24 protein-coding genes are annotated in these 25,781 nt (G+C 46.0%); 22 read left to right on the forward strand and 2 right to left on the reverse strand.

Annotation, left to right across the window (positions count from 1 at the left end; all coding sequences use genetic code 11):
- Nucleotides 1-45: 45 nt before the first annotated feature.
- On the reverse strand, nt 46-933 hold the full coding sequence (locus tag HFE01_RS03650; RefSeq protein WP_167438182.1) for a LysR family transcriptional regulator: 888 nt from the start codon (nt 931-933) through the stop codon (nt 46-48).
- Between the two features lie 206 nt (nt 934-1,139).
- Between HFE01_RS03650 and HFE01_RS03655 the strand changes: the two genes are divergently transcribed.
- The 7 genes from HFE01_RS03655 (at nt 1,140) to HFE01_RS03685 (ending at nt 7,324) form a co-directional block, all read left to right on the forward strand.
- The gene (locus HFE01_RS03655; protein WP_016819622.1) at nt 1,140-2,063 is read left to right on the forward strand and encodes a phosphate ABC transporter substrate-binding protein; all 924 of its coding nucleotides are present in this window, start codon (nt 1,140-1,142) and stop codon (nt 2,061-2,063) included.
- A gap of 105 nt (nt 2,064-2,168) precedes the next feature.
- The gene (gene pstC / locus HFE01_RS03660) at nt 2,169-3,101 is read left to right on the forward strand and encodes a phosphate ABC transporter permease subunit PstC (RefSeq protein WP_013370343.1); all 933 of its coding nucleotides are present in this window, start codon (nt 2,169-2,171) and stop codon (nt 3,099-3,101) included.
- A complete protein-coding gene (gene pstA / locus HFE01_RS03665; protein ID WP_013309592.1) occupies nt 3,101-3,997 on the forward strand; it encodes a phosphate ABC transporter permease PstA in 897 nt (298 codons plus the stop codon). Before pstC ends, pstA begins: the two co-directional genes overlap by 1 nt.
- Before the next feature lie 17 nt (nt 3,998-4,014).
- Nucleotides 4,015-4,857 (forward strand): phosphate ABC transporter ATP-binding protein PstB, encoded by an 843-nt coding sequence (gene pstB / locus HFE01_RS03670; RefSeq protein ID WP_016819624.1) that lies wholly within the window; start codon nt 4,015-4,017, stop codon nt 4,855-4,857.
- Nucleotides 4,858-5,066: 209 nt separating this feature from the next.
- Complete coding sequence (pelA, locus tag HFE01_RS03675) at nt 5,067-6,275, forward strand: pectate lyase (protein WP_058829339.1); 1,209 nt, start codon at nt 5,067-5,069, stop codon at nt 6,273-6,275.
- A gap of 135 nt (nt 6,276-6,410) precedes the next feature.
- Entirely contained in the window at nt 6,411-6,929 is a 519-nt protein-coding gene (locus HFE01_RS03680) for an acyl-CoA thioesterase (protein ID WP_167438181.1), read from the forward strand.
- Nucleotides 6,926-7,324: an FxsA family protein gene (locus HFE01_RS03685; RefSeq protein WP_013370347.1), complete on the forward strand. Its 399-nt coding sequence runs from the start codon at nt 6,926-6,928 to the stop codon at nt 7,322-7,324. The genes HFE01_RS03680 and HFE01_RS03685 overlap by 4 nt, the downstream gene beginning before the upstream one ends.
- A gap of 28 nt (nt 7,325-7,352) precedes the next feature.
- Here the strand turns inward: HFE01_RS03685 and ytvI are convergent, their stop codons facing one another.
- Nucleotides 7,353-8,471, reverse strand: coding sequence for a sporulation integral membrane protein YtvI (gene ytvI / locus HFE01_RS03690; RefSeq protein WP_090735925.1), 1,119 nt, complete (start codon nt 8,469-8,471; stop codon nt 7,353-7,355).
- Nucleotides 8,472-8,802: 331 nt separating this feature from the next.
- Here ytvI and citZ point away from each other — a divergent pair, with 331 nt between their 5' ends.
- The 15 genes from citZ to HFE01_RS03765 all read left to right on the forward strand — a co-directional run bounded on the left by citZ (nt 8,803) and on the right by HFE01_RS03765 (nt 25,671).
- The gene (gene citZ, locus HFE01_RS03695; protein ID WP_013370349.1) at nt 8,803-9,915 is read left to right on the forward strand and encodes a citrate synthase; all 1,113 of its coding nucleotides are present in this window, start codon (nt 8,803-8,805) and stop codon (nt 9,913-9,915) included.
- A 147-nt stretch (nt 9,916-10,062) separates the two neighbouring features.
- A complete protein-coding gene (gene icd / locus HFE01_RS03700) occupies nt 10,063-11,358 on the forward strand; it encodes an NADP-dependent isocitrate dehydrogenase (RefSeq protein WP_016819629.1) in 1,296 nt (431 codons plus the stop codon).
- Between the two features lie 16 nt (nt 11,359-11,374).
- Nucleotides 11,375-12,316, forward strand: coding sequence for a malate dehydrogenase (mdh, locus tag HFE01_RS03705; protein ID WP_167438180.1), 942 nt, complete (start codon nt 11,375-11,377; stop codon nt 12,314-12,316).
- Between the two features lie 387 nt (nt 12,317-12,703).
- Nucleotides 12,704-13,120 (forward strand): hypothetical protein, encoded by a 417-nt coding sequence (locus HFE01_RS03710; RefSeq protein ID WP_017425909.1) that lies wholly within the window; start codon nt 12,704-12,706, stop codon nt 13,118-13,120.
- A 216-nt stretch (nt 13,121-13,336) separates the two neighbouring features.
- Nucleotides 13,337-14,206, forward strand: a complete 870-nt coding sequence (locus tag HFE01_RS03715) for an SDR family oxidoreductase (protein WP_025364514.1) — start codon at nt 13,337-13,339, stop codon at nt 14,204-14,206.
- 120 nt (nt 14,207-14,326) lie between these two features.
- Nucleotides 14,327-16,129, forward strand: a complete 1,803-nt coding sequence (pnpS, locus tag HFE01_RS03720) for a two-component system histidine kinase PnpS (RefSeq protein ID WP_107734368.1) — start codon at nt 14,327-14,329, stop codon at nt 16,127-16,129.
- Between the two features lie 128 nt (nt 16,130-16,257).
- Complete coding sequence (locus HFE01_RS03725) at nt 16,258-16,989, forward strand: response regulator transcription factor (RefSeq protein WP_013370356.1); 732 nt, start codon at nt 16,258-16,260, stop codon at nt 16,987-16,989.
- Nucleotides 16,990-17,146: 157 nt separating this feature from the next.
- On the forward strand, nt 17,147-18,271 hold the full coding sequence (locus HFE01_RS03730; protein WP_107734367.1) for a methyl-accepting chemotaxis protein: 1,125 nt from the start codon (nt 17,147-17,149) through the stop codon (nt 18,269-18,271).
- A 127-nt stretch (nt 18,272-18,398) separates the two neighbouring features.
- Nucleotides 18,399-19,157 carry a phosphate ABC transporter ATP-binding protein PstB gene (gene pstB, locus HFE01_RS03735; RefSeq protein WP_016819635.1) on the forward strand — a complete coding sequence of 253 codons (759 nt, stop codon included), beginning with the start codon at nt 18,399-18,401 and terminating at the stop codon, nt 19,155-19,157.
- Between the two features lie 40 nt (nt 19,158-19,197).
- Entirely contained in the window at nt 19,198-19,857 is a 660-nt protein-coding gene (gene phoU, locus HFE01_RS03740) for a phosphate signaling complex protein PhoU (protein ID WP_016819636.1), read from the forward strand.
- Between the two features lie 175 nt (nt 19,858-20,032).
- Nucleotides 20,033-22,687: a DNA polymerase I gene (polA, locus tag HFE01_RS03745; RefSeq protein ID WP_107734366.1), complete on the forward strand. Its 2,655-nt coding sequence runs from the start codon at nt 20,033-20,035 to the stop codon at nt 22,685-22,687.
- A 71-nt stretch (nt 22,688-22,758) separates the two neighbouring features.
- Nucleotides 22,759-23,589 carry a DNA-formamidopyrimidine glycosylase gene (mutM, locus tag HFE01_RS03750; protein WP_016819638.1) on the forward strand — a complete coding sequence of 277 codons (831 nt, stop codon included), beginning with the start codon at nt 22,759-22,761 and terminating at the stop codon, nt 23,587-23,589.
- Nucleotides 23,590-23,700: 111 nt separating this feature from the next.
- The gene (locus HFE01_RS03755; protein WP_016819639.1) at nt 23,701-24,504 is read left to right on the forward strand and encodes an MntP/YtaF family protein; all 804 of its coding nucleotides are present in this window, start codon (nt 23,701-23,703) and stop codon (nt 24,502-24,504) included.
- A gap of 10 nt (nt 24,505-24,514) precedes the next feature.
- Entirely contained in the window at nt 24,515-25,111 is a 597-nt protein-coding gene (gene coaE, locus HFE01_RS03760) for a dephospho-CoA kinase (RefSeq protein ID WP_107734365.1), read from the forward strand.
- Nucleotides 25,108-25,671, forward strand: coding sequence for a lytic transglycosylase domain-containing protein (locus HFE01_RS03765; protein ID WP_016819641.1), 564 nt, complete (start codon nt 25,108-25,110; stop codon nt 25,669-25,671). Before coaE ends, HFE01_RS03765 begins: the two co-directional genes overlap by 4 nt.
- Nucleotides 25,672-25,781: the final 110 nt, after the last annotated feature.

Here is a 25,781-nt window from a genome sequence, read left to right on the forward strand (position 1 = left end):
GCAAAAGAGCATTCAGGTCAATAAGACCTGAATGCTCTTTTTTTGTTAGCTAGTTCTTATTCCTTCTCGTCGTATAAAATCAAGGAATGCCTGTTGCATCATGTTCTTATGTGTATCTTGTTGATACACGATGTTTATTTGATAATGGCTCTTTGTGCTGTCAGTTTCGGGATAAGGAAGCCATTCCACCGAGGGGATAGTATGATCCTCGCTACGAACTCCGCAGGCAGGAAAGAAGGCAAGCGCTTCTCCGCCACTAACCACTTGCTTTACTGCTTCCCAAGAGTTGATTTCCAGATGGGATTTAACTAGCGAGGAATAGGAATCTACAACGGATGCCCCGCTATATTTTACCCATATGTGTTTATCCAGCGTATCGGCCCCATTGATGTCCAGTGACTTGGATGTCTCTGCCGATGCAGAGCGGATAATTCCCACCTGATCTGAAGCCACTGGTTCTGCCACAGTATTCTCCAGAAGAGATTCTCCATCGTCGAGAAAAGCAAAATCAACTTCTCCGTCTTTCAGTAGCTGCTTGATTACATCCGGAGATTGAATTTCTAACTGAATACGACATTCTGGATATTGTTGAGCAAAATCAGCCATGATAGTCGGGAGAAGATACATGCCTGAAATCGACTCTGCGCCTAGATGTAAGAGGCCCTGTGATTGTTCTGTCAGTTCATCTACAGCTTGTCTGGCTTCTTGCTCGAGAGAGAGAATCTGCTTTGCGTAAGGCAACATTTTTTTACCAGCCTCGGTTAACATAATTCTGCCTTGTTGAAGAGAGAACAAAGTCGCACCCATTTCCTTTTCCAGACTTTTCATATGAAAGCTGACGGTGGGCTGTTTGATTTGCAAAGTTTCGGCCACCTCCGTCGCTTTATGGAATTTGTCGATCAGCACCAAGATGCGCAATTTTAAAATATTCATGGAATCGAATAATTCTCCTTACTTGATATTTATGCGTGAATTTACACTATAGATTAATTATATACCGAAAAACAATTTATCTATCAATATTTTATATTTGTTTTACAAAACCTAGTCGTTCGTCTAACATTCCAGGCCTACAATGTAAAAGTGTTGATGGTCATAAATAAAAAACCGTCACTTAACTAAGGGGAGGACAATAAAAAATGTTGAAAAAATGGCCGTTCATTCTGATGACTCTCACCATGGTATTTGCACTTGCAGCTTGCGGATCAGGTAACAATGCTGCACCACAAGGAGACGCTGCTGCGGGAACAGACAATAAAGCAGCTGCTGAACTGACAGGTAACATTCTGGCTGTTGGCTCCACTGCACTTCAACCATTGGTAGAGCAAGCGGGACAAAAATTTATGGCTGTCGATAAATATAAAGGCATTGCGGTTCAAGTGCAGGGTGGCGGTAGCGGTACTGGCTTGACCCAAGTTTCCGGTGGACAAGCGGATATCGGTAACTCTGACGTATTTGCAAAGGAAAAACTGGAGAGCGGCGCAGAAGAGCTGGTCGATCACCAAGTAGCTGTTGTAGCTATGTCAGCGGTAGCGAATCCTAAAGTGGGCGTAACAGACCTGAAAAAAGATCAACTGGTACAAATCTTCACAGGTAAAATTACGAACTGGAAAGAAGTTGGCGGTGCAGATCAAAAAATCGTGATCGTGAACCGTCCAAGTAGCTCCGGTACTCGTGCAACCTTTGAAAAATACGCGCTGGGACAAAAAACAGAAGATCTGCCAGGCTCCATTCAGGAAGATTCCTCTGGTACTGTGAAAAAGCTGATTGCTGAAACACCTGGTGCGATTGGTTACCTGGCTCTGTCCTACATCGACAACACAGTTACTGCTTTGAAGTACGACGGTGTGGAAGCTAACGTTGAAAATGTAGAACAAGGTAAATATCCAGTGTGGGCATATGAGCATATGTACACTAAAGGTGAGCCAAAAGAACATGTAAAAGCATTCCTGGACTATATTCTGTCTGATGAAATCCAAAAAGCAGACGTTGTAGACCTGGGATACATCCCGGTATCAGGTATGCAAGTGAAACGTGATGCTGACGGTAATATCACGAAATAAGGAGAGCGATCTCCTGTTCGGATGAACGCAGCTAACGCGAGTATATTCACGAAGAAGAGGCGGACTAACGTCCGGCCTCTATTCTTCGCTTAAAGGAGTTACAGTATGGAACCAATTGAAGGGAAGGCATACATGGAACAGAATAAACGATCCCGAGTTATGAAAGAAAGACATTACTGGGAAGAATGGACCGGCCGCATCTATACGTCGGTTTGTGTCGTTTTTTTAGTTGCAGTCATTGTCTCCATCGTATATTTTGTTGCCTCCAAAGGTGTAGCTACATTTGCGGTGAATGGAGTCAGTCTGCGAGAATTTTTCTTTGGAACCAAATGGAGCCCGGATGGCGAGCCCAAGTCCTTCGGCGCGCTTCCGTTCATTACGGGTTCTTTTGCCGTAACCATACTAGCGGCCTTAATTGCCAGTCCGCTTAGCTTGTGCGCAGCTTTGTTTATGACGGAAATCGTGCCGAAATCGGGTAAACGTATCCTTCAGCCTGCCATTGAATTGTTATCCGGCATTCCGTCGGTTGTCTATGGCTTTGTCGGCTTGACCGTAATCGTCCCATTGCTGCGAAACGTGTTCGGGGGACAAGGCATCGGTATTCTCGCAGGTTGCCTTGTGTTGTCGGTTATGATTTTACCGACGATTACGAGTATTATGGCGGATGCGTTGTCTTCCCTGCCGGGGGGACTGCGAGAATCCTCTTATGCATTGGGGGCTACCCGCTGGCAGACAATTGCCCGTGTTATTATCCCGACGCTGCTGCCTGCTCTTTTAACAGGAATTATTCTCGGGATGGCTCGTGCCTTCGGAGAAGCATTGGCTGTACAGATGGTTATCGGGAATGCTCCGCACATACCGCATTCCTTGCTGGAATCCGCTTCGACCTTGACCAGCGTCATTACACTTAGCATGGGCAACACAGCGATGGGCTCTGTTCATAACAATGCACTCTGGAGTATGGCGCTTGTTCTTCTGCTCATGACGTTCATTTTCGTGCTGCTGGTAAGGCTGCTTGAAAGGAGAAACCGGGTTTGATGAAAGCTAAAACGACCGACAAGATCGCTACATTTGTAATCTGTTTCTTCGCCTTGTTCATTGTTGCACTTTTGGTGGGATTACTGGGCTTCATTTTGGCCCGCGGAGTTAGCCATATTTCCTTTGATTTTCTAACCAGTGCTCCACAAACGTTACGTGCAGGTGGCGGCATTGGTCCGCAACTGTTTAATTCTGTATTTTTGCTAATCTTAACTTTGATTATTACCATTCCAATTGGCTGGGGCGCCGGCATTTACATGGCGCAATATGCAAAGCCGGGGAAAATTACGGACTTCATACGACTTGTCGTTGAAGTATTGTCCTCGTTCCCGTCGATCGTCATTGGATTGTTTGGACTATTACTCATCGTAAATACGTTTGATTTTGGCTTTTCCCTCTTGTCAGGGGCTCTGGCTTTGGCCGTATTTAATCTGCCGCTGATGGTTCGCACAACGGAGCAGGCTTTCCGCGCTGTACCGAAGGAGCAAAAGGAAGCCGGACTTGCGCTTGGATTGTCCAAGTGGAAAATCATTACCTCCATTTTGTTGCCAGCTGCGCTGCCAAGCTTGATTACGGGTACCATCTTGGCCGCAGGCCGCATTTTCGGCGAAGCCGCCGCATTGCTGTTTACAGCAGGGATGAGTACGCCGCCGCTTGATTTTACCGATTGGAATCCATTGCATGCCAGATCGCCTATTAATCCGATGCGACCTGCTGAAACATTGGCTGTTCATATTTGGAAGGTCAACAGTGAAGGCATTGCTCCTGACTCCAAAGATATCGCCGCAGGCGCTTCTGCGGTATTGGTGCTGCTCGTACTGGTCTTCAACTTGAGTGCAAGATGGTTCGGAAGAGTCGTTTACCGTCGATTGACAGCTGCCAAACGAATGGATTAGAAAGGGGATGGAGAACAATGGAACATGTGATTACACGAACGGCAAAAACCGCCACACCAGCAACATCCGTTCAGTCTACGCGTTCAGAACAACTTGCGGGGCAAGCGCCACATCCGTTCAGTACTGAGGATTTGAGTATTTATTACGGAAGTTTTGAGGCCGTGAAAAAAGTAAACTTAGCCTTTCCAGAGCAGACCGTGACCGCCCTGATTGGGCCTTCCGGCTGTGGTAAATCGACTTTTTTGCGTTCCCTTAACCGAATGAATGATGAGATTGCGTCTTCATCGACAACGGGACATATTTGGATGGACGGACAGGATTTGACGGCGCCAGAGACGGACGTGATCAAGCTGCGTCAGCAAATTGGCATGGTGTGGCAGCGGCCTAACCCTTTTTACAAATCGATTTATAATAACATTGCCTTCGGTCCTAAATACCGGGGAGTGCGTAAAAAGAAGCAGCTTGATGAAATCGTCGAAAGCAGCCTGCGTAAGGCGGCATTATGGGATGAGGTCAAGGATCGTCTTCACGATTCCGCTCTTGCTCTGTCTGGCGGGCAACAGCAGCGGCTTTGTATTGCACGTGCACTTTCTGTCCAACCGAAAATTCTGTTGCTTGACGAGCCAGCTTCCGCGCTGGACCCTGTGTCTACAGGCAAGGTGGAAGAGCTTATTACCGAATTGAAAAAAGAACTGCGCATCGTTATTGTGACGCACAATATGCAGCAGGCTGCACGGATTTCCGATTATACGGCTTATTTTTATGTCGGAAGTTTGGTTGAACATGGGAAAACAAATGATATTTTCACCAATCCTGAAAACGAGTTGACTCAAGAATACATCATGGGTCGCTTTGGATAAGCCGTGCAGTTTGGCGACTTGTTATATATATGAAACATAAAAAAACATCTTACTAATCTAGTATTGGTAAGATGTTTTTTTATGTTAGTTTAGTAAACTCTTACATTTGTATATAATAAAATATATTGATTATTTGGTTATATTTTCATATAATACATGTGTTTAATAGTTCTTGTAATACCACAATCCAATTAAAGGAGAGGTTTGCAATGAGGTTTAACGTTAAAAAATCTGTCAAATGGATTGCTTTTTCTGGAATGGCTATTACCCTAACAACTGGACTTGTCAGCCCTTCATGGGCAGCAGCTGAGCAGAATTTGACTGATGCAGGTGCGAGTGTTACCCAGGCCGTGTACAATGATGCAAACGTTTACAAAAATGCTGTTGTTCCATTGGCTAGTGTGAATGTGAGTAGTTTGCTGGACAAGTATCGTGATTTTAGTAAATTTTCTACAGGGAATACATCCAAGGACACTACGCTTGCCTTGAATATTGTATCGTGGCAATTGCCGCATGGCGGATTCTTCAAAGCGATGGAAAAAAATTATAAATCCAAATGGGATGGCAAGGCAGCTCGCTCTACATGGAAGAGCAAGGATGGTGTTGAACTCGGAACGTTTGATAACGAGGCCACGACAACCGAGATCCGCTTTTTAGCGGATGTATACAAAAAAACCAAAAACAAAGACATTAAGAACAGTGTACAAAAAGCAATTGATTTTGTATTAACCTCTCAATATTCCTCCGGTGCTTGGCCGCAGGTATATCCTAAACGTGGTAATTATTCTGATGCCGCAACCTACAACGATGATGCAATGGTTAGAGTGATGGTACTGGCAGATGACATTGTAAACAAAAGGCAGCCGTTTGATAGCGATATTCTTGACAATACATATCGCTCCAGACTTCAGCAGGCTCTGAATAAAGGCGTACAGTACACAATTAAAGCTCAAATTGTAAACAATGGCACACCGACAATCTGGGGAGCACAGCATGATCCGGTTACTTATGAATCTGTACCTGCGCGAGCATTCGAGCTTGCTTCCAAAACAACTACGGAATCGGTAGGCATTACGGCCTTCTTGATGTCTCAACCGCAGACGGCTGAGGTGAAAAAGGCTGCTCAGAGTGCCTTGAAATGGTTTGACACGAATCGGATCGACGGTATGAAATACAACCGTCAAGGTCCGGAGTTTTTCCAAAAGGATGCATCAAGCGTGATGTGGTATCGTTTCTACAATGTGGAGGACAATAAGTATTTCTTCTCAGACCGAGATGGCAAAAAGTATACGGACATCATGAAAATTAGTGAAGAAAGACGACTCGGTTACGCCTGGGCGGGAAGTCAGGCGAAAAGCTTACTGAAACTGGCTTCGGAAAGTGGATATTATAAACTGTCCAAGCCGTTGCCACAATAATAAAGCCATCATTGTAAATGCTTTGAGAGGGGGGGCCGTATGGTTCGGCCCTCTTTTTGTTCCCAGGCGGTAAATATGGTTTAATGGAGAGAGAGCAAAATAGAGATAAAGATGCACAAAGATAGGAGAGCTTGTATGACTCAAGAGGAGAAACAAACGCAACTACGATGGTATGGCGCACCTCTACGTGTCCGTTATCAGGAAAGCGACCAGATGGGGGTCGTGTATCATGCGAATTATTTAAACTGGTTTGAGATCGGGCGTACGGAAATGATCCGGCAGGCAGGCTTTAACTACGGGAGTATGGAAGATCGGGGAGTTTTGCTGCCAGTTATTGAAATCAATGCGAAATATGCGAGTCCTGCTCGATATGATGATTTAGTTACTATTTATACCGCTATTACGGACTTCTCCAGACTACGTTTGAACTATACTTATGAGGTTCGACGGGTAACGGAGGAGGAGCACCAAAAGAATGTGGGAAAGGTATGGACAGAGGCTGACACGCTGCCGGGAGAACTGCTGGTCACAGGAACGACACGACATGTGTGGCTGAATACCGACTGGAAGCCCGTTCGGCTTGATCAGGCACTACCTGAGTTGTACACTGCGTTAAGGTCTGCTTTTGCAGGCGGGGAGGGACAGAAGTCATGATGATGCGTAAACGTCTGTGGCTGTTGCTGCTGCTCATTCCTTTGGCGGAGCTGTACGGGTTTATATGGGTAAGTCACTGGATTGGAGCGGGGAAAACTATTCTGCTCATTATTCTGACGACCTTGATTGGCGCTGCCATGATGCAATTTGAAGGCCGAAAGGTGATTGCGGATGCCAAAAATGAAATGAATCGGGGCCAAATGCCCGGCCGTAAAATGCTAGATGGATTATGTGTGTTTTTCGGTGGGAGCTTGCTGCTCATCCCTGGATTTATAACGGATATTATTGGTTTTACGTTGGTATTTCCTTTAACACGAGTATTGTACCGACGTTTTTTATTAAAGTGGCTGGAGAAAAAAATGAAAAACGGCAGTATTACATTTCGGCGCTTTTGACTGAGCTGCCGTTATCCCCTATCCATGACTAACGGACTCTTCCAGCAAGAATATAGTTGCGCAAGTCCTGAATGACATTTGCGCGATTTAGTGCATCAAGGACGATGAGTGATACAGGTCCGATAATGAGTCCTAAAACGCCAAACAGCTTGAGCCCGATGAACATACCGATGAGGGTGGGAAGCGGGTTCAATCCCACGCTGCTGGCCAGCACCTTAGGCTCCACGATCTGCCGTCCAATCAACAGGATGGCATATAGGATCGACAATCCAACCCCTAGTGCTAAATTCCCTGACATATACGCATACAGTATCCACGGAATCATCACAATGCCAACCCCTAAATAAGGTAACAAATCCACCAGCCCGATCATCAAACCGATGGTAAAGGCCGATTCTACACGTAAGATGAACAGCCCAATGATAACCGTTAATGCCGTAATGGAAATGATAATAAACTGTGCACGCAAATAGCCGTACAATGCTTTACGCAGATCGTGCCAAATATCTGACAATGGTTTGCGGAACGTATCTGGAACCGTATTCGAAAGTATCCGATAATGTCGATCCCAATCCTTACTAATAAAAAAGGCCGATAATACAATAACCATAAGCACAGCTCCCATATTAGGCAGAGAGGTTAGCAAATTCAAAACCCCATTAAAAAATTGACCAACTAGCGTAGTAACAGCCGAACTGACGGTTTGAGTCGTTTTATCAATATTGCTGTTGATGGTGTGTTGGTAATCGGGATTATCCCGAATAAAATGGTTGATTTCAATAATTATATTTTGGATCAAATCGCTTTGAGTCCAATCAATAAACAGGCTTTTAAAACGCTCGATATGCCCGTCAAAAGTCATGGCCAGCTTAATCACTTCTCGAACCATGCGGGTGATTGCAGCAGACAGGATGATTGCGATTCCGCCTAAATATACAAATAATGAGACCGTGACAGCTGCCCAACGCGGCATACGAGCCTTGTTACGCAAAAAAACGACCAGTGGGTTCATAGCATAGGCCACAAGCCAGGCGAATAGGAAAGGATAAACGAGAGGGAACAGCACATATATGCCCAGCAACAGAGCTACAATCACGATTACGACCCATAGAGCACGTAATATGCGATTCAGGATTAACCGGCTCAAGCGCTCACGACTCCTTTCACCTTAAAATCAGTGCTCTACTATACTTATGCGGGGAGAGGGTAAGACAAGACCTATGTAAAAAAGTGCAAATGAGCTCATATTTTTTGTAAGGGGTTTCGAAAATTTCTTTATAGAAGCGATAAAACATTTGAATGTGTTGGAATAGCCCTCAATGTTCACATAAACGACAAAATCCAGTATAGTGAAAGAAGGTTTAAATATTGACATATGGCGTTAACATTACTCAGCTATTTAAAAGACATATCTTACTTTTGAAAATGTTTACATTGCAAGTCCGTTCACAATGTTTTTACAAAGGAGAGATGTAACGATGACGGCGACCAAAGGTCTGGAAGGGATCGTAGCGACCACTTCCTCCATAAGCTCTATCGTAGATGGCGTTCTCACGTACCGGGGTTATAACATTGATGATTTGGCTGTTAACGCCGATTTTGAAGAGGTAGCTTATTTGTTGTGGTTTGGAAAATTACCTGACCAAGAACAATTGCAAGAGCTTCGCAGCCAGTTAAGCGACTATGCTGCTATTCCGGATGAAATTATTACTCAATTAAAGTTATACCCGAAAGAATTGAGCACGATGGCTGCCTTGAGGTCAGCTGTATCGTCTCTTGCTTTGTATGACCCAGAGGCGGATGATATGTCAAGAGAGTCCAATGTGACTAAAACCGTCAAGCTTCAGGCGCAATTGCCCACAATTGTGGCAGCCATAGCACGTATACGCGAAGGCTTGGAACCAATTGCGCCTAAAAAAGGTGTTTCTATTGCTGAAAACTTTTTGTATCAGCTGACTGGCAGGGATCCGGAGGAGACGGCTATTAAAGCGTTCAATCAGGCTCTCGTTCTGCATGCCGATCATGAATTGAATGCTTCGACCTTTGCTGCGCGTGTAACGGTAGCCACTTTATCAGATATTTATTCCGGGATCACGTCTGCCATCGGGGCCTTAAAAGGACCGTTGCATGGTGGAGCCAATGAGGCTGTTGCCAAAACGTTGGAGGAGATTGGCGGTCTGGATCAGGTGGACTCCTATATTCAGGCCAAACTGGATAACCGCGAAAAAATTATGGGCTTCGGACATCGTGTCTATAAAAACGGTGATCCGCGTGCCAAGCATTTGCACAAAATGTCCCGCGAACTGGGAGAAATGAATGGCGACACTACGTTGTTTGATATGTCAGTTCGAATTGAAAGTATTGTAACAGGGCAAAAAGGCTTGAAACCGAATGTGGATTTTTATTCTGCTTCCGTATATACCCAGCTGGGTATTAAGAGGGATTTGTTTACTCCTATCTTTGCTATGAGCCGTGTATCGGGGTGGACTGCACATATTTTAGAGCAGTATGAAAATAACCGTTTGATTCGTCCTCGTGCCGAATACACAGGCCCAATGGATCAAAAATATGTGTCACCAGAGTTGCGCTAACCTTTGGAGGAAGATTGAGGTTGTATACCCTGAATTTAAAAAATAAGGTACAATAGAAGGGTCGGCGAGAGATGTAATTTTTTGTCTATGATAAAGATCATGTCTTTCGTCCTGTACCCATTCATATCTGAGGAGGAAAAGGAACTTATGGCGAAATTTGAAAAGTTTGAGCTCCCAACTGAAGGCGAAAAAATTACGATTGATAACGGTCAACTGCAGGTTCCAAACCATCCGGTCATTCCGTTTATCGAAGGTGACGGCACAGGTCGCGACATCTGGAAAGCTTCCAAGCGCGTACTGGACGCAGCTGTAGAAAAGGCATATAACGGCACGAAAAAGATTGCCTGGTATGAAGTATTCGCTGGTGAGAAAGCTTTCAATACATACGGCGAGTGGCTCCCTAACGATACGTTGGAAGCCATCCGTGAGTATATTGTAGCCATTAAAGGTCCACTTACGACACCTATTGGCGGTGGTATCCGTTCATTGAATGTGGCATTGCGCCAAGAACTGGATTTATACGTTTGCCTGCGTCCTGTTCGTTACTTTAACGGTGTCCCGTCTCCAGTAAAACGTCCTGAGTTGGTGGACATGGTCATTTTCCGTGAGAACACAGAAGATATCTACGCAGGGATCGAATATGCCGAAGGGTCCGAAGACGTGAAAAAGGTGATTCAGTTCCTTCAGCAAGAGCTGGGCGTGAATAAAATCCGTTTCCCTGAAACTTCAGGAATTGGGATCAAGCCAGTGTCTTCCGAGGGGTCAAAGCGTCTGGTACGGGCAGCTATTCAGTATGCTGTTGACCACGGACGCAAGAGTGTAACGCTCGTACACAAAGGTAACATTATGAAATTTACCGAAGGTGCCTTCAAGAACTGGGGCTATGAAGTAGCCGAGCAAGAATTTGCAGATAAAGTATTTACATGGGCCCAATATGATGTCATCAAGGAAAAAGAAGGTGAGGATGCGGCAAATGCAGCTCAAAAAGCAGCTGAAGATGCAGGCAAAATCATTATCAAGGATGCGATTGCTGATATTGCACTTCAGCAGGTGCTGACTCGTCCTTCTGAATTTGATGTCATTGCTACGCTGAACCTGAACGGGGACTATCTGTCCGATGCTTTGGCTGCTCAAGTTGGTGGAATTGGTATTGCGCCAGGTGCAAACATTAACTATGTAACCGGGCATGCTATCTTTGAAGCTACACATGGTACAGCTCCCAAATATGCTGACAAAGACGTAGTGAACCCAGGTTCCGTAATTCTGTCCGGCGTCATGCTGCTTGAACACTTGGGTTGGAAAGAAGCAGCTGACCTGATTTACAAAGGGCTGGAGACGTCCATTAATAAGAAGATTGTAACTTATGACTTTGCCCGTCTGATGGATGGTGCTACACAGGTGAAATGCTCCGAGTTTGCGGATACCATTATTAGTAACCTGTAAGGAAGGGGAATACTACTTGACCATTCAACGCAAAAAAATATCCATAGTTGGCGCCGGTTTTACCGGTGCCACTACCGCATTGCTGCTGGCTCAAAAGGAGTTAGGTGATATCGTACTCATCGATATTCCGCAACTAGAGAATCCGACTAAAGGCAAAGCGCTTGATATTTTGGAAGCTGGTCCAGTGCAGGGATTTGACACCCAGATCATGGGCACTTCTAATTACGAGGATGCAGCTAACTCGGATATCGTCATTATTACAGCCGGGATCGCGCGCAAGCCGGGTATGAGCCGTGATGATTTGGTCAATACGAACGCAGGAATTGTAAAATCCGTATGTGAGAATGTGAAGAAGTATGCGCCCGATTCTATCGTCATTATTCTGAGTAATCCGGTCGATGCTATGACCTATACTGCATACCAAACGCTTGATTTCCCGAAAAATCGGGTTATTGGTCAATCAGGTGTGCTGGATACAGCCCGGTATTGTACCTTTATTGCACAGGAACTGAACGTTTCGGTTGAAGACGTGCGCGGCTTCGTTATGGGTGGTCACGGTGATGATATGGTGCCGCTCGTACGCTATTCCAGCGTGGGAGGTATACCCATCGAAAACCTGATTTCTCAGGAACGTATCAAGGCGATCGTACAACGTACACGAGTGGGCGGCGGAGAGATCGTTAACCTATTGGGTAATGGCAGCGCATATTATGCTCCGGCAGCTTCGCTTGCGCAAATGACAGAAGCGATTGTAAAAGATAAAAAACGGATTATTCCAGTCATTGCTTACCTGGAAGGAGAGTATGGCTATCAGGACTTGTTCCTCGGTGTGCCTACACTTCTTGGCGGTAACGGCATCGAAAAAGTGTTCGAGTTGGAATTGACAGCTGCAGAAAAAGCAGCGCTCGATCAATCTGCCGAAGCGGTTCGTAATGTGACTAAAATAGTCAACGTATAAATACGATTTGCTACTAAAACGGTATACTTTTTTACTTAAAGAGGTGTCCACAAGTCATAGTTATGGCTGTCGGCCACCTCTTTTATTTTTAAATAGTCTATTGTTTTCTTCCTTTTCTTTTAATATTGAAAGTTTCAGTTAGGATTTGCTGGCACCAGCGGAGCGAACGGAATGATTGCGGACAAGCATCCACCCGAGTTGAAACTTTCCCCCTCATACTCCTTTGCTTTGACCCACTTCCCCGGTATAATAGAGTTCATATGCATTAATAGTTACATAGAAAAGCATGTCCCAAAACATTGCAAAGATGCTAGTCATTCGTTGGAATATGATCGTTCTATGGAAAAATCAGTTTGTAAGAAAACAAAGAATTGGAGGTTATAAAGAATGTTTTTTATTCACATTATTGGATCACTGGCAATGGGCTTTTATTTATTGCTTCCCTTCGTCGTGGGCAAAATCGACAAATTGGCTCCAAGTGCGCAGGAGGGAACGATATCGGCTGTGCAGCTATTGAACCGTTTGGCGCAATTTGCACTAATCCTTGTGCTTATTAGCGGCATCTATATGATTTTTGCTTGGAAGTCTTATTCGGTAGCATGGATCGTGGTCGTGTTGTTGTTGTTTCTTGCTATTTCTGGTATCGCAGGTGCTATGGGTAAGCCATTACGATTGTCACTGGAAGCGGTTCGCAACCAACAGCCAATTACGCAATACGCTGGTAAAGTGCGAATGTTCAGTACGCTGTTGGCCGTTTTCATGATCTTAATTACGTTTTTAATGGTATACAGCCATATTATTTAATGAATCATTTTATGAGCGGTTGGAATTGAATAATGACAACGGCTAACGTTGAAAAAACGGTCTGTGCAGAATAAGCATAGGTCGTTTTTTTGTGTGCTCACATAGCTGGATTTTTCTTTTTTCGTTTAACGGATAAGTTTGTGTGGTAAATCAGGAGTAGAGCGGATGCAAATGTTGCATCCTAAAAAATATCTGATTTTGAAGGGAGAATGTACAATGGCTAAAAGCAACCAACCTCAGCAAACCTTGCCCCCGCAGCACCAGGAACAGCAACCGGGGATTGAGTCCAAAATGACGCCTGCACCGCAATTTGAAAAACCAACTTACAAAGCGGCTGGCAAGCTAACAGGCAAAGTTGCACTGATTACTGGTGGAGACAGTGGAATTGGGCGGGCTGTAGCTGTCACGTATGCCAAAGAAGGTGCGGATGTAGCTATCGTCTACTTGAATGAGCATAAGGATGCGGAAGAAACCAAACGTCAGGTCGAACAGGAAGGACGCAAATGCGTGTTGATTCCTGGCGATATCGGAGATGACCAATTTGCCAAAAAAGCGGTGCAACAGACGGTGAACGAATTGGGCAAGCTTGATATCGTCGTGAACAATGCGGCCGAGCAGCATCCACAGCAAAAGCTGGAGGATATCACCAAGGAACAGCTGGAGCGCACGTTCCGCACGAATATCTTCGGTATGTTCTTCCTAACACAAGCGGCATTGCCGCATTTGAAGAAAGGGAGCGCGATCGTCAACACAACGTCTATTACCGCATACGCTGGGAATAAGACACTCATTGATTATTCCTCCACCAAAGGGGCAATCACATCATTCACTCGTTCCCTATCACTCAATTTGGCGGATCAAGGTATTCGAGTGAACGCTGTAGCCCCAGGGCCGATCTGGACACCGTTAATCCCGTCTACCTTTGATGCCAAGACGGTCAGCGAATTTGGAGGAGCACAGCCCATGAAGCGACCGGGTCAGCCGGAAGAACTGGCGCCAGCTTATGTGTACCTTGCTTCAGACGATTCGTCTTATGTAAGCGGGCAGGTTATTCATATCAATGGCGGTGAAGTTGTAAACGGATAAGAGGATAAAGAAAAGGTTGGGGCAGTCTTTTGCTCCGGCCTTTTTTCTTTTCACAGTGGAACATAATGCAGGTAGCCTGTAGAATGAGATTAACTTACATAAAAGGATGGGCAAATTTCTATGAAATCGTTTCGTTTCAGGCTTACCCTGATCATGCTGATTTTGATTGGCGTATCTGTCCTTGCTGCTGGAATCACTATGGGACAAATTTTCAAAAATTCGAATATGAAGGTGCTAGAGGAGAACATGGGCCGCGAGATTGACTTGCTTCGCGCAACCTTCCCATTTGTTAATGCTGATGCCCTATCCAGCACAGATTACGTCTCCTATTATTCTGAGAAGGCGAAGGAAATTGCCCATCTGACCGATTCGCGAGTGACCTTCATTCGTAAGGACGGGACGGTGGTGGGTGATTCGTTAAGCGATCCGCGCAAAATGGAAAACCATGCATCGCGTGAAGAAATACGACAAGCTACGTCGGAGGGAATCGGACGGACGATACGCTACAGTGAAACTTTGCAACGAAACATGCTATACGTCGCTGAGCCTGTTGTATCGGAGAAGGGCTTTGACGGATATATCCGTTTATCCATGAGTCTGAAAGCGGTGGAAGAGGGAATGCAGCGCGGCTGGACGGCCATCGGGATTGGGCTTGTGTTGCTGTTTATTGCTGCTGGACTGATGAGCTATCGTATTGCTCGCAGCCTCACCTCGCCCATTGAACATATTACAGGGGTAGCCAACCGTATTTCAGGACTGGATTATGACGCAAGGGTCGGCGTACAGCGCCGGGATGAGGTAGGACAACTGGGTGAAGCCATTAATCGTATGGCTGACAGCCTCCAAAACCAAATGAAAACGATTCGTGACAATGAGGATCTGCTGCAAAGCGTCATGAGTAATATGACAGGCGGGATTCTGATGATCGATGCTAATGAACGCATTGCGCTTGTCAACCGTGAGTCTGAGCGTATGCTCGGTGTCGCGGGTAAGCGGGTGACAGACAAGCCGTATCATGAGCTGAAGAAGCACTATGAGCTCACAAAGCTAATTGAGGGCAGTATACAAAGCCGAGAAAGGCTACATGGTGAGGTGCATTTGTACAATCCCGAAGAACGACTCGTTTTGCTAGATGGTGTCCCTATGTATGAGGATGAAGGGGGATACCGGGGGATGCTGTTCCTTTTGCAGGATATTACAGCTATTCGACGGTTGGAAAATATGCGAAGCGAATTTGTGGCAAACGTCTCTCATGAGCTAAAAACACCGATTGCCGCAGTCAAGGGTTTTGCCGAGACATTGCTTGGTGGCGGGGTCAAAGATGAGGAAACAGCCCGTTCCTTTTTACAAATTATATATGACGAAAGCGAACGACTGAATCGACTGATCGGCGATATTCTGGAGCTTTCCAAAATCGAGTCCAAGCGCTCTCCGCTGGATTGCTCTCCAATTCATATCTCTTCTTTCATAGAATCATTGCTGGAGAAACTGAACAATGTAGCAGCGAAGAAAAGGATTACACTGCACATGGATATCCCGGATGAATTGTTTATGGAGGCAGATGAAGATAAGCTTCAGCAGATTTTCCTGAACCTTTTGTCTAATGGCATTAACTATACACTTGATGGCGGCAAGGTAAAAATCAAGGTTATAACGCTACAGCGAGACCATGACACGGAAAAGGTCGTATTTACAGTCAGTGATACGGGTATTGGGATACCGAAAAAGGACCTGCCACGTATCTTTGAGCGCTTTTATCGGGTGGACAAAGGTCGCTCACGCAACTCGGGCGGAACGGGGTTGGGATTATCTATCGTCAAGCACCTGGTTGATCTGCATCATGGTACACTTTCGGTTGAAAGCGAGCTTGGTTTGGGTACGATATTTACCGTTGAATTACCGTTATTGCAACAGGAAGAATGAACTATAACATTTTTTACATTGTGTTAACAATGCCGTGATAAAATAAACGGGTGTCGCATGAGCATGGAAAAGATTTCAGGATTTTGACTAATGCGCCTTTAACAGGTAAACAGGAGATGAAGTTATTAATGGGACAACGTTTGCTGGTTATTGAGGATGAACCAACGCTTGCCAGATTGCTATCCTACAATTTGATACAAGAAGGTTTCGAAGTGGACACGGAGGATCATGGCAGTGCTGGGTTTGAAAGAGCGTCCAGAGAATCCTACGATTTGATCCTGCTGGATTTGATGCTGCCGGGAATGAATGGACTGGACATTCTGAGCAGACTTCGCCATCAGGGGCTGACGACACCTATCATTATTCTCACCGCTAAAAACGGGGAGGCTGAGGTGGTCCAAGGACTGAAGTCGGGTGCTGATGACTACATCACAAAGCCTTTTGGCGTTTCTGAGCTGTTGGCCCGTGTAACGGCTGTGCTGCGAAGAACATCCGGAGGGGATGAGGGAGTGTTGTCTGAACAGAAGGATGGCTCCAAAATTCAACTGGGCGAGCTGGAAATCTACCCTGAAAAATATGAAGTCATTCTTGGAGGTCAATCCATCAGCTTAAGACCCAAAGAATTTGAGGTACTTCTCTATTTGTCCCGCAAGCCGGGTGTCGTCCTGACTCGAGATGATCTAATGAATGCCGTGTGGGGCTTTGACTACATCGGTGGTCAACGGACGGTGGATGTACACGTCAGCTCCTTACGTAAAAAGCTGGAGCTTGATCCTGACTCGGTTCATATTGATTCGATCCGCGGAGTGGGGTATAAGCTGGTTGTAAATAAAAAAAGAAGCGCTTCTCATTTGTTATAAATGAGGAGCGTTTTTCTCTTTCCAGGCCGTAGCAGCAACTTTTATGTCCATTTTGTGATTTTACATTTCGTTGACAAAACTAGCCATTAAAATCAACAAATGACCGATATGATGTTCCCGTCACTCCAAGTAAGTAAAAAAAGGGGACTTCAGAACGATGATAACGGAACCAAAGACCCAGCCGAGTTCCACTGCCGTGATTGAACGTGAAACGTTCAAGCCGATTACTACCTATGTGCCATGCCGGGAGGTTCCGATCATTGGCACGGATATGTCTTGCAAAGAACTGTTAGCACTCATGAAAGCACAGGAAGATATCCCCTGTGTCATCGTCGTGGATAAAAATGACCTTCCATTGGGCATTATCATGAGAGATGCATACAATCGTCATTTTACGGGCAGGTTCGCTGCGGCGTTGTTCTATGATAAACCGGCTTCCCTATTTGCCGATCCGAATACATTAATTGTGGATTTGAAAAGTCCGGCAGCGGAAATTGTAGAACAGGCGATGATGCGTGAAGATCAGCGTTTTTACGATTGTTTATTGATAAAGGAAGGGACAAGATTACTCGGTGTACTCACAATTCGTGATATCCTGTCTGTCGTTCAGCGAATGCAAAGAGAAGCAGACGAAGATCGGGGCGATGTGATTCGACATAGCTATGACGGAGTCCAGCGTATTCGGATGACTGTTTTGGATGCAGCGAAAGAGGCGGATGACAGTGTGCAGCTAACTCGCTCAATGAGTGAATTATCCCGCCGTGGTAAAGTGGAACTGGAGGATGTTCTGCTTTCTTATCATGCAGTAACGGAACAAATGAAGCGCCAGCATGAGCAGATGACAGCCTTAACCCAATCGCTGAATGATATTGCGGGCATGGCCTCATCCATTCGTGCATTGGCAGATCACAGCGGATTGCTGGCGATCAATGCGTCTATTGAAGCGGCCCATGCTGGCGAACACGGGCGTGGCTTTCAGATTGTGTCTCAAGAGGTTCGGAATATGTCACTCCAGACCAAAGCTTTTTCTGTACAGATTACCGGCTTACTCGCTCATATTGAGCAAATGCTGCGTGACACTGCTGAACTGACGGATACGAGTATGCAGCAGATTCATACAGGCTCTAAATTTATATCTGCCGGAACCCAAACGTTTTCCAAATTATTGCAGGCAGTCGATGAAATAGAGGCTAAAAATAGTGAAATGTCCCGTTCCGCAGAAGAAGCTGCCTTGAATGCAGCTGGAATAGCACAGGAGCTTGAGCTCATGCTGAGTTCTTGATCATTTTACATACCGTTAACAAATCCACCACACTGAATTTACACACAGCTTATATAATCTTCATATTGTGCAAATCAGGTGCAATGCTTGAGGACCATAACTGCAACACGAAGGAGATCATAAATCCATGAATGATTCCGTAATCCGGATTGATAAGCTGAACTTGTATTATGAAAAATTCCACGCGCTGAAACATATAAACCTGGATATTCCTGAAAAAACGGTAACAGCCTTCATCGGCCCATCCGGCTGTGGAAAATCAACCTTGCTGCGTACGCTAAACCGGATGAATGACATGATACCGGGAACGCGTATTGAAGGGACCGTGAGCATCGCAGGGCAGGATATATACGGCGATACTATGGAAGTAGAAACGCTGCGTAAACAGGTGGGAATGGTTTTTCAACAGCCTAACCCGTTTCCCAAATCCATTTATGATAACGTGGCCTATGGTCCGCGGTTGCATGGAATCCGGCAAAAGGACAAGTTAGATGAACTGGTAGAGCAAAGCCTACGGCAGGCAGCACTTTGGGAAGAGGTTAAAAATTTTCTCAAGCGTTCTGCTCTGAGCTTGTCCGGCGGACAGCAACAACGGCTATGTATTGCCCGGGCGCTTGCTGTACAGCCAGATATTTTACTTATGGATGAGGCTACATCTGCGCTGGACCCGATCTCGACGATGAAAATTGAAGAGCTGGTTCAAGAATTAAGAGACACGTATACCATCGTCATGGTGACGCATAACATGCATCAGGCAGCGCGTGTGTCTGGTCGAACTGCGTTCTTTTTGAATGGGGTTGTAGTAGAGGCAGCGGATACAGAGGCGATGTTTTCCACGCCACAGGATTCACGTACGGAAGATTATATTTCCGGGCGTTTTGGCTAAAGCCAAATTTGATGATTATGCGAGAAGGGGTGACTTCGAAATGATACGTAGAAAAGGTTTTGATGAAGGATTAGAAGAACTGAGAGCCGTACTGCGCGAAATGGGTGCACACGTTTCGAAGGCGCTCGATCAGGCTATTGAATGTTTGCAGACCAAAAATACAGAAATGGCCCAACAGGTAGTCAAAAATGATGCATCCCTTAATACAATGGAAGAAAATATTCTGGATATGGGCTCCAAGCTCATTATTACCCAGCAGCCAGTAGCGAAGGATTTACGCCGGATCATTGTTGCATTTAAAATTTCCAGTGATTTGGAACGTATGGGTGATTTGGCACTTGATATTGCCAAGGTCACACTTCGCTTGGAAGGACAGCAGGCGATGAAGCCGTTGGTGGATATTCCACACATGGCTTCCATTGTTAAAGAAATGATCGACAATGCGATCAAATCCTATTTGGATGAAAATACAGATCTGGCCTACAAAATGGCTAAAGAGGATGATCGGGTGGATTCCTTGTACAGCCACATGATCAGCGATCTATACGCTTTTATGGTAGAAAAGCCAGCAGAGGCTTCACAAGCCATGCTGCAACTGCTCGTAGGACGTTACATTGAACGCATTGGCGACCATGCTACGAATATCGGTGAAAGCACTGTATATCTCGTGACAGGAGAGCGGCCAGATTTGAACCAGTAAGGCTTTTAGTATATAGCGGTTGTTTCTAATCCAGATTTGTCTTTGAGCAAAAGGCAAATTTGGCTAGGAAACAGCCGTTTTTTTCTGAAAAAGAGTCTTGTATGTTAAGATAGGAAGAGGAATGCGTAATACGTAAGAACGTTACGAATGCATTGATGAACTTGCGAGGTGCGAAATGGATAAACTCATGCTTATAGATGGTAACAGTATCATATACCGGGCGTTTTTTGCTATGCCGCCGTTGACGAATTCAAGCGGACAGCAGACGAATGCGGTGTACGGATTTACGACAATGTTATTGCGGCTTTTGGAGGAGCACAAACCAACACATATTTTGGTTGCGTTTGATGCTGGTAAAATTACGTTTCGCCATAAAGGGTACGAGGATTACAAAGGTGGACGGGAGAAAACTCCGCCGGAGCTGTCCCAGCAATTTCCGCTGCTGAAAGAGCTATTGACCGCCTTCGGCATTGCCCAATTTGAACTGGATGGCTATGAGGCAGACGATATTATAGGCACCCTGTCCAAAACAGCGGACGAAGCGGGTTTTAATGTGCTGGTTGTGACCGGCGACAAGGATATGCTTCAATTGGCTTCAGACCATGTCACAGTCGGCTTGACCCGCAAAGGGGTTACCGAGGTGGAAACGTATGGACCTGAGCAGATTCAGGAACGTTACGGCTTAAAGCCGCTGCAAATCATAGACCTTAAGGGCCTAATGGGCGATACGTCGGATAACATTCCTGGTATTCCGGGCGTGGGTGAGAAAACCGCGCTCAAGCTGCTGCATCAATATGGTTCAGTTGAAGAGGTGCTGGCGCATACGGATGAGCTGAAGGGTAAAATGAAAGAACGCGTGGAGACTCATGCTGACGATGCGCGAATGAGCAAGGATTTGGCGACCATTTATCGGGATGTAACGTTGGACAAGCAACTGGAAGATGTGGTTTTCAGCGGGCTACAGGCAGAGACGGCTGGACCAGCTTTGGCGAAGCTGGAGTTCAAGTCCCTGCTGGAGCGTTTATCCTTTTCGGGCGAGGTCGGCAGTGCTGGAGTCGGCGTAGAGGAAGCCGTAGCAGACGTGACTGTGCTGGATGAACAGCGGATCAGCGAATTGGTAGAAGTGCTGAATAACGTAGATGTGCTGCATGTTGAGACGCATGGTGATAATCCGCATCATGCTGAGATTGTAGGATTGATATTTGCCGCAACAGGGCGTCAGTTTTTTATGACACTGGAAGTTCTACAAAGTGATGCAGCTACCCCTATTCGGGAGTGGCTTGCCGACCCTGAACGCAAAAAACGCGGTCATGATCTGCATCGTACGGACTTGGCTTTACACTGGCATGGAATTGAGTTTGCTGGAGCTGAGTTTGATGTGCAGCTGGCCGGATACTTGCTAGATCCGACAGACGCCAATCAGACATTGAGTGGGCTGGCAGCCAAGTATGGCTTGTCATCAATTCGTCCAGACGACGAAGTGTTTGGTAAAGGAGCTAAATATAAAGTTCCTGACGTGGATGTACTATCCGATCATGTGGCGCGTAAGGCAGCGGTGATCGAAGCGTTGGTACCTGTGCAGCAGGTGGAGCTGGAAAAAACGGAAATGCACAAGCTGTTCCATGAGCTTGAGATGCCGTTATCCCGCATTCTGGCGGATATGGAGAAGCAGGGTATTTTGGTGAATGTAGAGGAACTGCGCGCTTTGGGAAAAGAATTTGAAGCCCAGATTACAACGTTGGTGGGTGAGATCTACAGCATTGCAGGGGTAGAGTTCAATCTTAATTCGCCTAAGCAGTTGGGTGAGATTTTGTTTGATAAGCTGGGTCTGCCCGTTATTAAAAAGACAAAAACCGGGTACTCGACCGATGCAGAGGTGCTGGAAAAGCTTGCGCCATATCATGATATTGTGCAAAACATTTTGCAATATCGCACCATTGCCAAACTTCAATCGACGTATGTCGAAGGATTGCTTAAAGAAATTTCGGAGAAGACAGGTAAAGTGCACACGTATTTCCGGCAGACGGTTGCAGCAACCGGACGCTTGAGCAGTCAATTTCCGAATTTGCAAAACATTCCGATCCGTCTCGAAGAAGGACGCAAAATTCGCAAAGTATTTGTGCCATCGGAGCCCGGCTGGTCGATTTTGGCGGCAGACTATTCACAAATCGAGCTGCGGGTGCTGGCTGATATTTCGGATGATGAGCGTTTGAAAGAGGCTTTTGTCCACGATATGGATATCCATACCAAGACCGCATCCGATGTGTTCGGTGTCCCTGCAGAAGCTGTAGACTCCGATATGCGACGTTCCGCAAAGGCAGTCAACTTTGGGATTGTTTACGGGATTAGCGACTATGGTTTGTCGCAAAATTTGAATATTACGCGGAAGGAAGCGGCTCGCTTTATCGACCAGTATTTTGACGTGTTCCAGGGTGTTCGCCGTTACATGGATGATATTGTGAAGGATGCGAAGAGGGATGGATACGTAAAAACGTTGTTGGAACGCAGACGATATTTGCCAGAGATTAACGCCAGCAATTTCAACCAGCGTTCGTTCGCCGAGCGTACAGCGATGAATACGCCGATTCAAGGTACCGCAGCCGATATTATCAAGCTGGCGATGGTGCAGATGGACGCAGCGCTGCGTGAGCGCAATCTTCGCAGCCGTATGCTGTTACAAGTACATGATGAGCTTGTATTCGAGGTTCCGCCTGAGGAAATGGAAACGATGAAAGAGCTTGTTCCCGCTACCATGGAAGCTGCATTAAAGCTGGCTGTGCCGCTTAAAGCGGAAGTAAGCTATGGCAGCAATTGGTATGAGGCCAAGTAAGATATTTCAATGAGTAGATAGTCCCAATTTAACGTTGCTTCCGTTATAATATAGGGTGAGGTGAAGACATCATGCCGGAATTACCGGAAGTAGAAACCATTAAACGAACACTAAACGAGCTAATCGTCGATAAACATATAGATCATGTAACCGTAAATTTGCCGCGTATTATCCAACGTCCCGATGATATCCACGCATTTGCGATGGAATTGGCTGACCACCGGATTATTGGGGTGGAAAGACGCGGTAAGTTTCTGCGGATTTTGCTGGACGGGCTAGTGCTTGTCTCCCATCTTCGAATGGAAGGACGCTATGGATTGTATTCACAAGATGATCCTGTGGAAAAGCATACCCATGTCATCTTTCATTTTAAAGATGGTACAGAGCTGCGTTATCAGGATGTACGCCAATTTGGTACAATGCACTTATTTCCGGCAGGACAGGATTTGCTGGAAAAGCCGCTGAATAAACTCGGTTTGGAACCGATGGACGAGGCTTTTACACCTGAAATGCTGCGTGCCGCTGTTGGAACTCGTTCGACTTCGATCAAGGCAGCGCTGTTAAACCAGTCATATGTGGTAGGCATCGGGAATATTTATGTAGATGAATCGTTATTTAAGGCAGGGATTCATCCGGCACAGCCAGCCAAAAGCCTAACGGATAGCCAATTTCGCGTACTGCATGAAGCTATTGTCTCCACGCTGGGCGCGTCGATTCAGGTTGGTGGCTCGTCCATCAAATCATTCGTTAACGGACAGGGCAAAACGGGTGATTTTCAGCATCAGTTGCAAATCTATGGACGCAACGCGAAGCCTTGTATTAACTGTGGTACATTGATCGAAAAATCCGTCGTAGCTGGACGTGGCACACATCATTGCCCGGTCTGCCAGCCTTTGCGCTAAACAGGCGCAGTCACCCCAAGCCCATCCCTCTCATATATTGTTCCAAGTACCAATACTGCGAAGGGAGTCGGTTGCTGTAAGGCCCAGCCTTCGCAATGGGAGGGAATTGGAGTGGCTAATCATTGGGGAGCCCTGCTGTTACTGGCATTTGCGCTAAGTTTGGACAGTTTCGGAGTCGGTGTTACATATGGTCTGCGCAAAATGAAAATTCCATTGTTGTCGATTGCTATCATCTCCGTATGTTCAGGTTTGGTGATTGGCATATCCATGCAGCTCGGCGCATTACTATCCCGTGTCCTGTCTCCTGTATATACGACGGTTTTCGGTGCTGTCATTCTGATCTGTATCGGCTGTTACTCTTTGATTCAGGCTCTGCAACGCAAGGAAGATTTGACGGAAGAAACAGCGGAAGTCCCTCGGGATCTGCACCTTACGGAACAGGTTGATTCAGATTCAGGGCATATATCAGCTCTTGCAGAGAAAAAAAGTGCTGAGAATGCCAATACAGAGTCTCTAACCAGCTCAGGAAGAGATCTATCGACAGAGACTTCTTTGGAGCTACAGCAGGAGGAGCGAACGTTATTTTCGCTGGAGTTCCGCAAATGGGGGCTTGTTATTCGGATTCTTCGAAGCCCGTCTGCTGCGGATATGGACCGTTCCGGCAGTATATCTGCTACCGAAGCGGTTTGGTTAGGTATTGCATTATCGGTCGATGCGTTCGGAGCGGGCTTAGGTGCAGCCATGCTTGGTTTTCAGCCCCTGTCTACTGCGCTGGCTATTACGTTATTCAGCGGTGTATTTTTGATTGCTGGTATGAAGGCAGGGTTCTTCCTGTCAGCATTTCGATTTATGAAGGCGCTCGGCGTATTGCCGGCATTATTACTGATTATGATGGGTATATTGAAGCTGTTATGAGGTGAAGAGCATGAATATCGGATTAACCGGAGGGATCGCTACCGGAAAAAGCACCGTGTCGGCTCTTTTGGTCGCCAAGGGTGCGCTGCTGATCGACGCAGATGCCATTGCCCGGGAAGTTATGCTTCCGGGGCATCCGGTGCTGGCGGCGGTCATACAGCATTTTGGACAAGCTATAGTAAACACTGACGGAACCCTGCACCGCAAAAGACTGGGAGAGATTGTATTCAGAGATCCTGTACAGCGACAGGCACTTAACGATATTACGCATCCTGCTATTCGTGAGGAAATGCGTCTGCGCATGGAAGCTTATGAACGGGAGCAGCCGGACAAGCTTGTTTTGGCAGATATCCCGTTAATGTATGAGTCTGGGCTGGAGAGCCTGTACGAGGAAATTATGGTTGTATATGTACCACGTGATGTTCAGCTCCGACGTCTGATGCTCAGAGACGGTCTGACAGAAGAGCAAGCCGAGCTTCGTTTGTCCGCACAAATGGATATCGAGCAGAAAAAAAATTTAGCTGATATTGTTATTGATAATAGCGGAACACAGTCTGAGACGCAGATGCAAATTGATCAGTTTTGGCAGCGAAAGGGACTTGCATGAACATTTTACGTAAGAAAAGAGTCCTGCTCATTTTGTTTGTCGGATTTGTCCTGATTCTGTTCCTCAACTCGAATTGGATGTCCTGGTTTTACCCGATTCAATATAAGGATGAGATTCGGCAGTATTCACAGACCTATGAAGTGGACCCATTTTTGGTGGCGTCTATTATCCGTGTGGAAACAAATTTTAAAACCAGCAAGCAGTCACACAAGGGGGCGCTGGGGCTTATGCAGATTATGCCGAACACAGCCAATTGGATTATGGAGAGTGCCCAGATTCAGAAGGTCCCGCTGGATAGTGTCAAGCACGAGCCCGGCACCAATATTGAGCTGGGGACCTGGTATCTGCATAACCTGTCTATGAAGTTTCAGGATAATCCTGTGGTCATCGTAGCGGCTTATAATGCTGGTCCAGGTAAAGTTCAGGAATGGCTAGATCAGGGGGTGTGGGATGGCAAAGAAGAGTCCATTAAGCAAATCCCTTTTGGTGAGACACGGCATTATGTACAGCGAGTCATCTATTACTACAGGCAATATACAAAAATTTATAATGAGTTTTAAGGGACAGGTTAATGACAACATGAGCCTTTTCGCTTTAAAATGAAAAAAAGCGCAGGACAGGCTGTTTTTAGCAGCCTATCCCTACACTTTTTCGTATTACTTCTTCATTA

Origin of the sequence: Paenibacillus sp. EKM10P (genome assembly GCF_011800655.1) — a bacterium.
In the GTDB taxonomy this organism is placed as follows: Bacteria; Bacillota; Bacilli; order Paenibacillales; family Paenibacillaceae; genus Paenibacillus; species Paenibacillus polymyxa.